This window comes from Methyloceanibacter sp., assembly GCF_050999895.1.
Taxonomy (GTDB): domain Bacteria; phylum Pseudomonadota; class Alphaproteobacteria; order Rhizobiales; family Methyloligellaceae; genus Methyloceanibacter.
The window spans coordinates 1-6,705 of the sequence record NZ_JBPCOU010000067.1; the positions used below are offsets into that span (position 1 = coordinate 1).

The 6,705-nt window shown below is 64.0% G+C and carries 5 protein-coding genes; 3 read left to right on the top strand and 2 right to left on the bottom strand.

Annotated features, from left to right (window positions below; genetic code table 11):
• Positions 1-848 precede the first annotated feature (848 nt).
• Together ACR2J1_RS07640 and ACR2J1_RS07645 are read left to right on the top strand one after the other, a co-directional pair.
• Positions 849-1,997 (top strand): TAXI family TRAP transporter solute-binding subunit, encoded by a 1,149-nt coding sequence (locus ACR2J1_RS07640; protein WP_434018739.1) that lies wholly within the window; start codon positions 849-851, stop codon positions 1,995-1,997.
• A gap of 44 nt (positions 1,998-2,041) precedes the next feature.
• On the top strand, positions 2,042-3,415 hold the full coding sequence (locus tag ACR2J1_RS07645; RefSeq protein ID WP_434018740.1) for an SH3 domain-containing protein: 1,374 nt from the start codon (positions 2,042-2,044) through the stop codon (positions 3,413-3,415).
• 206 nt (positions 3,416-3,621) lie between these two features.
• Here ACR2J1_RS07645 and ACR2J1_RS07650 read toward each other — a convergent pair whose 3' ends face one another.
• Positions 3,622-4,005 carry an HdeD family acid-resistance protein gene (locus ACR2J1_RS07650; protein WP_434018741.1) on the bottom strand — a complete coding sequence of 128 codons (384 nt, stop codon included), beginning with the start codon at positions 4,003-4,005 and terminating at the stop codon, positions 3,622-3,624.
• A 265-nt stretch (positions 4,006-4,270) separates the two neighbouring features.
• Here ACR2J1_RS07650 and ACR2J1_RS07655 point away from each other — a divergent pair, with 265 nt between their 5' ends.
• Complete coding sequence (locus ACR2J1_RS07655; protein ID WP_434018742.1) at positions 4,271-5,572, top strand: MFS transporter; 1,302 nt, start codon at positions 4,271-4,273, stop codon at positions 5,570-5,572.
• Between the two features lie 48 nt (positions 5,573-5,620).
• Here the strand turns inward: ACR2J1_RS07655 and ACR2J1_RS07660 are convergent.
• Positions 5,621-6,705 (bottom strand): linear amide C-N hydrolase (locus tag ACR2J1_RS07660; protein WP_434018743.1); only part of this gene is annotated, 1,085 nt, incomplete at its 5' end.

Here is a 6,705-nt window from a genome sequence, read left to right on the forward strand (position 1 = left end):
AGATGCGCTCCTTCGGCAAGGTCGACATCCCGCAACAGGCCTTCATCGCCGCCCTGAAGATGGACGCGGATTAGCTCCTATTCGGCTGCGGATTGCCGGCCTCGCCTTTGCCGGACCCTCTCATAGAGAAACTCAGGCGCAAGGTAGGCGTCGTTTGGCCAGAAAATCGTGGCTCTCTCAGGGTAGAGCTGGAATTGCGCGAACAGGGCCTCGTCCTCAGCCCCTCGAACATCGGGTCCCCAGAAGCGATTCGAGGTCGATTTCGCCTTCGACGCCATCGACGAAGCGAAACCCAATTCTGTAGTCGCCCGAATATCTGGCCTCAGCGACTTTGGTATCAGACTCTTTCATTCCAGTGGCTCGATCGGATTCAGTGGCTTATGCGCCTTCGCCAAGTTCCAGTCTGGAGTTTGGCGAACCCCGTTCCCGCAACAAGGGATGCCCTGAAGATGGACGCGGATTAAGGGCTTAGGCCGCTGCGCAGCGTCTCCGCCGCAACATACGCGCGGTTATCTCTGTATTTCAACAGTTTAAACCGGTTAATACCAACTATTCGCGACGCCATATTTTTGCCATTTTCAAGCTGATCCGGGCATAACTGCGGCATGACTATGGTCTTATTATGTGCCGCTGTCCTAACTACTTGACAGCGACCAAAATATCACGTCAGCTTGATCCATTGAGGATAGCAGCACGACGGGGGAAACAGTCGCGCAAGCTTGTCTGATCGCGGCGTTTTCTCCACCAAACCTGACGTTTCGGCTGCTTGAGCGGCACTGTACTTGCGCGCGAAATCGCGGGGCCGCTCACGTGTGTCTTGAGAATGCGCGCGAAGAGGGGTCTTGGTAATGCGTATTGCCCTCGTGCTCGGCCTGTGCCTGCTTGCTTCCGCTGCCAGTGCAGCGCCTGACGCCAAAAGCGGAAAATCCCAGAGCAACGCTTCGCCGGGGCAGGTCGCCCGCGATGCCTTGCGCGAACGCGCCAATCAGAACGTCGTCACCATCATGACCGGCGCGCCGGGCGGGACCGATCTCAGCATCGTCCAGGACATCTCGCAGATTCTCGACGACGGTACCGATCTCCGTATCGTGCCCATGGTCGGAAACGGCCCGGCGCAGGCGCTCAAGGACGTGCTCTATCTGCGCGGCGTCGACATGGGCGTGACGCAAGCCAATATCCTCAAATATTACGCGCGCAACGGCGAGCTTGGCCCCAATCTCGAGAGCCAGGTCGTCTATGTCGCCAAGCTCTTCAACGAGGAAGTCCACATCGTCGCCCGTTCCGGCGTTGCGGATATTCGCGCGCTCGACGGACAGAAGGTGAATCTCGGCGAAGTGGGCAGCGGGACCGCGATCACCGGCCAGCAGATGTTCTCCGCGCTGGGCATCAAGGTGCAGGAAATGCATCTCGGCGAGCGCGACGCTATCGAGAAGGTGAAATCCGGCGAGATCGCCGCGACCATCACCGTGGCGGGCAAGCCCGCCCTCGGTCTTGCCGCGTTTGCGGAAGGCGACGGTCTCAAGATCCTCTCCGTGCCCTATCTCAAGGACATGGAGGACGGCTTCTATCCCGCCACGCTGACCCACGCCGATTACCCCGCGCTGATCGCGGAAGGCGAGAGCGTGGACACCGTCTCGGTCTGCGCGGTGCTCATGTCGTTCAACTGGAACGGCGATGCTGCGCGCAGGCGCAAGCTCGCAAAGTTCACCGATCGCTTCTTCACCAATTTCGATGCGCTGCTCGAAGCGCCGCGACACCCAAAATGGCGCGAGGTGAATTTCGCCGCGACGCTCGAGGGCTGGCGCCGCGCGCCGGCAGCGCAAGCCTGGATCGACCGCGCCAAGACGGTGGCGGACAGCGCCTCGCAAACACAGTTTAACGCGTTTCTCGCCGAGGCACCGCGCGCCGGCGCGAAGCCGATATCGGAAGCTGAGCGCGCCACTCTGTTCCGCGCCTTTCTGGAGTGGAACCAGAGCCAGAAGCAAAGTCAGAATTAGCGGCAGGGCCGCCCTACTTGAGATGTGCTGCGTAGGAGGGTGTCATGGACCAGTCGACAGACACACGGTCTGAAGCCATCGTGAATGGAGAGGCGACCCCGCAACGCGAGGCGAGCTTGCTCGCGCGCCTCGCGGCCGAGGCGCAAAGAGAGGCCGGCATCGGTGACGATGCGACGCCGCTGGCCATGGCGGAGCGGTTCGCGCGCCTGCCGGAAGGTTGGCCCGTCGAGGCGGCAAATGCCACGGCGAGGCTTGAGGCCTTGGCTCCGCCGCCTGAGGGTTGGCGCGGCTCTGCCCTCACCCCGGCGCTGCTTGTGATCTTGATCCTTGTCGCGCTGATCCCGACCGCCATCATCGCTCTTCTGGTGATGCAAGGCGCCATCAAGATTCCCGGCATGGAGAGGCTTGTCAGCCTTGCCGCCGCCGAGCGGCCGGGCCTGGTGCAGCAGGCCTCCGTAACCGCGGGCCCACTTCCGAAGGTCGCGGCGCCGAAGCCCCGCAGCGACGCGCCGGCCATCGTGCTCACCGCCCCCGACCGGATCGACGGCGCGCCTGGCGGCGACGTCTCGTTCGGGCTCGCCATCGATTCCACCGACGCGTTGCCCGCCCGCAGCCTCATCGCCATCCGCTCGATGCCCGAAGGCGCGACCTTCTCGCAAGGACGCCCCTACGGCGCGACCGAGTGGACGCTCCGCCCGGACGAGATCGCCGATCTCCGCCTCTCACTGCCGGCGTTGGCAAACGGTGCGGCGGATCTGCGCACCGAACTCGTGGCGGCGGACGGACGTGTTCTGGCAAGCGCCAGCACGGCACTTACCATCTTCGACCCGCGGTCGGATCTGATCGTGCGGCCGCAGGAAAGCGAGCGCATCGCCGATCTTATCGTCCACGGCAAGAAGATGATCGCGGTCGGTTATTTCGCGGGCGCGCGCGCCTATTTCAAGCGCGCGGCGGAAGCCGGCAGCGCCGAGGCCGCGCTTGCGGTCGGCGCCACTTACGACCCAGTCTTCATCGAGCAGTTGGGCGCGCATGGGATCAAGCCCGAGCCCGAGCAGGCATTGAGCTGGTACGAGCGCGCGCGTAGGCTCGGGCTGGAGAACCCAGATGCGCATATCGCCGAACTGCGCGAGGAGTTCGAAACGGCCGGACAGGAGACCGCGAATGCGGAAGCGGGCGCAGCGGCCGCTGGCACGGCCGCGCAGAAGCAGGCGGCCGACGTCGAGTGGGTCGAGCTGTCCGGCAGCGCCAACGTCCGCGAAGGGCCGTCTTCGACGACGCCCGCGATCCGCACGGCGCCCAGTGGCAGCCGCTTTCAGGCGACGGGCCGCAAGGGCAACTGGATCCAGGTCATCGATTCCGAGACCAAGGAGGTGGGCTGGATCTATGCCCGCTACATCGCCACCGCCGAGGTCCGCTAAATCAGTCGTCCGCTAAATCAGTCGTCCGCTAAATCAGTCCTCCGCTAAATCAGTCCTGCCGGACGAGCCAGGCCAGATAGGTCATCGCCGCGCCCTCGGACGATCAGGAGTCCGAGCAGGACGCCCAGCACCCAGTCCGAGCTGACCGGCAGGCTGGCGAAAAGATAGAACGCGAGCAGGATGCCGAAGAGGCCGCTACCGAAGACTCAGCCCCAGGCCGGGAACGGCCTGATGGTGAGGGCGAACACGATCTTGGAAATGCCCTCCGCCATGAAGAACACGATCAGCAGCAGGGTCATGATGAGCAGGCCGCCGTCGGGATTGCTCAGCAGCAGCAGCACGCCGACCACGATCGACAGCACGACGGAGACGAGCTGTAGCCAGAAATGCGGCACCCGCGGTGCGCCGATCAGGCCGAGCCCTTGCAGCACGCCGCTCGCGATCAGCACCCAGCCCAACAGATAGATGACGGCGACTGAGGCGACGAGGGGATAGATCAGCGCGAGCAGCCCCGCCAGAACCATCAGCACGCCTTGAATGAGATACCAAAGCGAGTAGCGCTTGACCGTGTCGCGCAACGCCTCGCGCATCACTTGAGCAGCCGCGTCCAGTGAATAGCCACGTCGATCCCTCCCTAGAGATTCATCCGAATCAGCTAGCGCGGGAAGGATACTCCAATGCGGCCTGCATCGTCGGCCGGCCTCTGCCGAAAGCGCTTCGTCCCTCTCATTCGTCATCGCCGGGCTTGACCCGGCAATCCATTCCGCTGCCGTATCAGCGCGCGGAGCGCCAACGGCTTGGATGCCCGGATCAAGCTCGGGCATCAGGTTACAATCGTCAGGGGGCGGGAACGGCATGACGGAGGATCAGGCGACCCAATCGGCCGTACGCAAGGCCGCGCGCCGCCTCATCCCGTTTCTCTTCGTCTGCTATCTGGTCAACTTCCTCGACCGGGTGAACGTGGGCTTCGCCGCGCTGCAGATGAACGACGATCTCGGGCTGACGCCGGCGATCTTCGGCGCGGGCGCCGGCATCTTCTTCATCGGCTATCTGCTGTTTGAGATCCCGAGCAACCTCGCGCTACAGCGCTTCGGCGCGCGCATCTGGATCGCGCGCATCATGATCAGCTGGGGCATCGTGGCGTCCGCCATGAGCCTCGTGTCGGGCCCGACGAGCTTCTATCTGATGCGCGTGCTGCTGGGCGTCGCCGAGGCGGGCTTCTTTCCCGGCATTATCCTCTATCTCACCTACTGGTTCCCGGCCGGAGAGCGGGCGCGCATCGTGTCGCTGTTCATGGCGGCGGTTCCCATCGCGACCGTCGTCGGCGGTCCCATCTCCGGCGCGCTGCTCCAACTCGACGGTGTCGGCGGCCTCAAAGGCTGGCAGTGGATGTTCCTGATCGAGGGGCTGCCTGCGGTGCTGCTCGGTCTCGCGGCGCTCAAGTTCCTGACGGACCGGCCGGCCGACGCGGCATGGCTCACGACGCGGGAGCGTGAGGCGCTGTCCGCCCGCCTTGCCATTGAAGCGGAGGCGACGCGGAAAATCGGCTATGCCGGTCTCTGGGAGGCGCTAGTCAAGCCGCGCATCTTCGTCCTCGCGTTGCTCTATTTCTGCATTGTGGTCGGGCTCTACGGCATCGGCTTCTGGATGCCGCAGGTGATCCAGACCTTCGGCCTCGACCCGCTTACGATCGGCTTTCTCACCGCCGTGCCCCATCTTTTCGCAAGCATCGTCATGGTGCTGGTCGGCTGGAACTCCGACCGCACCGGCGAGCGGAGCTGGCATATCGCGCTGCCGCTCTTCATAGGCGCCGTGGCGTTCGCGTGGTCGGCATCAGCGGGGTCGCTGCTTGTGGCGATGGTGGCGCTGACCTTCGCCACCGCCGGCATCTACGCCGCGGTCGGAACGTTCTGGACCTTCCCCACCGCCATCCTCACCGGCACCGGTGCTGCTGTCGGACTTGCGCTCGTCAACTCGGTCGGCAATCTCGGCGGGCTGCTCGGCCCGACGGTGATCGGCATCTCCAAGGAAGCGACCGGCATGTTTGCCAGTGCCATGCTGTTTCTCGCCGCGGCGCTCGCATTCGGCGGCATGATCGCGCTGCTTTTCGGGGCCAGTACGCGCAAACACTCTGCGTTCCGCAAATCCCCGCAATAGACCGTATTCCCCCCGTAATTCCCCGCAATTAAGCCGAATATCGTTTGGCTATTGCTGCCCGGCTTGTTTGCCCGACTGCAAACTGGACGAGGCATTGGCGACGGGCTGGGTCGTGCCCTCCATCTTGATGCTGCCCATCTCGCCCTTGGTTGCGTCGATCGCCTGCTTCAGATCGACCATGCGGATCGACTGATCCTCATGGGTGCGGAAATACCAGCGCAGATTCTTGAGGTCGGCCACGCTCGTCCATTCCGTGATCTCGTCGGTCGGCTCGCCGAACGCGGCGTTCACGACGGAGCCTTTGGGGATGTCGAACTGATTGAGGATGTGGAAGGCGGAGAACACGGCGTCATCGGCCGTGGTGTTCGGCGCGGCGGCTTGGCTGAAGATCGCAGCGCGCACGAAGCGCGACGGCGGGGTGAAATCGCCGGGCATGCCACGCAGGCCCGTGCCGGAGCCGAAGGCGTCAAGCGTCAGTCCGCCGAGTTTCTCGGAGCTCACATCCTGCACCGAGAGATTGATGTAGTTCTGCAAATTGGTCATGTGCCAGTCATAGGTCGGCGCATTGGTCATCACGCCGAGCGGCGCGTCGTGCACTTTCAATGTGCCATCGACGGGCTCGATCGCGATCGACTTGCCGCTTCTATCCTGAATGAAGAAATGCACGCCCGCGACCGCGCCTTCAGCGCTGCCAAGCCCTGGGGTCGGCGGCGGCACGATGGCGATCGTCTGCACGGCCTTCTTCACCTCTTCGACGCTCGCGAAATTGGCGAGGACCCACACGCCGAACTCATGCGGCGCCACGGCGTGCTTGGCGTTCTCCGCCGTGACGGGCGCGTATTTCGCGTAACCCGGGAAGTAGAACAGGCCGACGGAGAGGCCCTGGTCGTTGATGCCGTCGAGAATGGCGGTGAGGCCGAGCGCATTGGCGCCGACCATGCCGTAGCGGCTCGTATAGGTGAGGCCCTTGCTGCCGTCGGGCAGCGTTCCGCTCAGTTCCTTGCCGGCGGGCACGACGATCACGTTGGAGCGCATCGGGAAGCCGAATTCGAGGGTGCGCCCACGGACGGCCGAGCCATCGTTTGCCTTGAGGCTGATGCCGGTGCAAGCGAAGCCCGGCGTCGTGGCGAAGA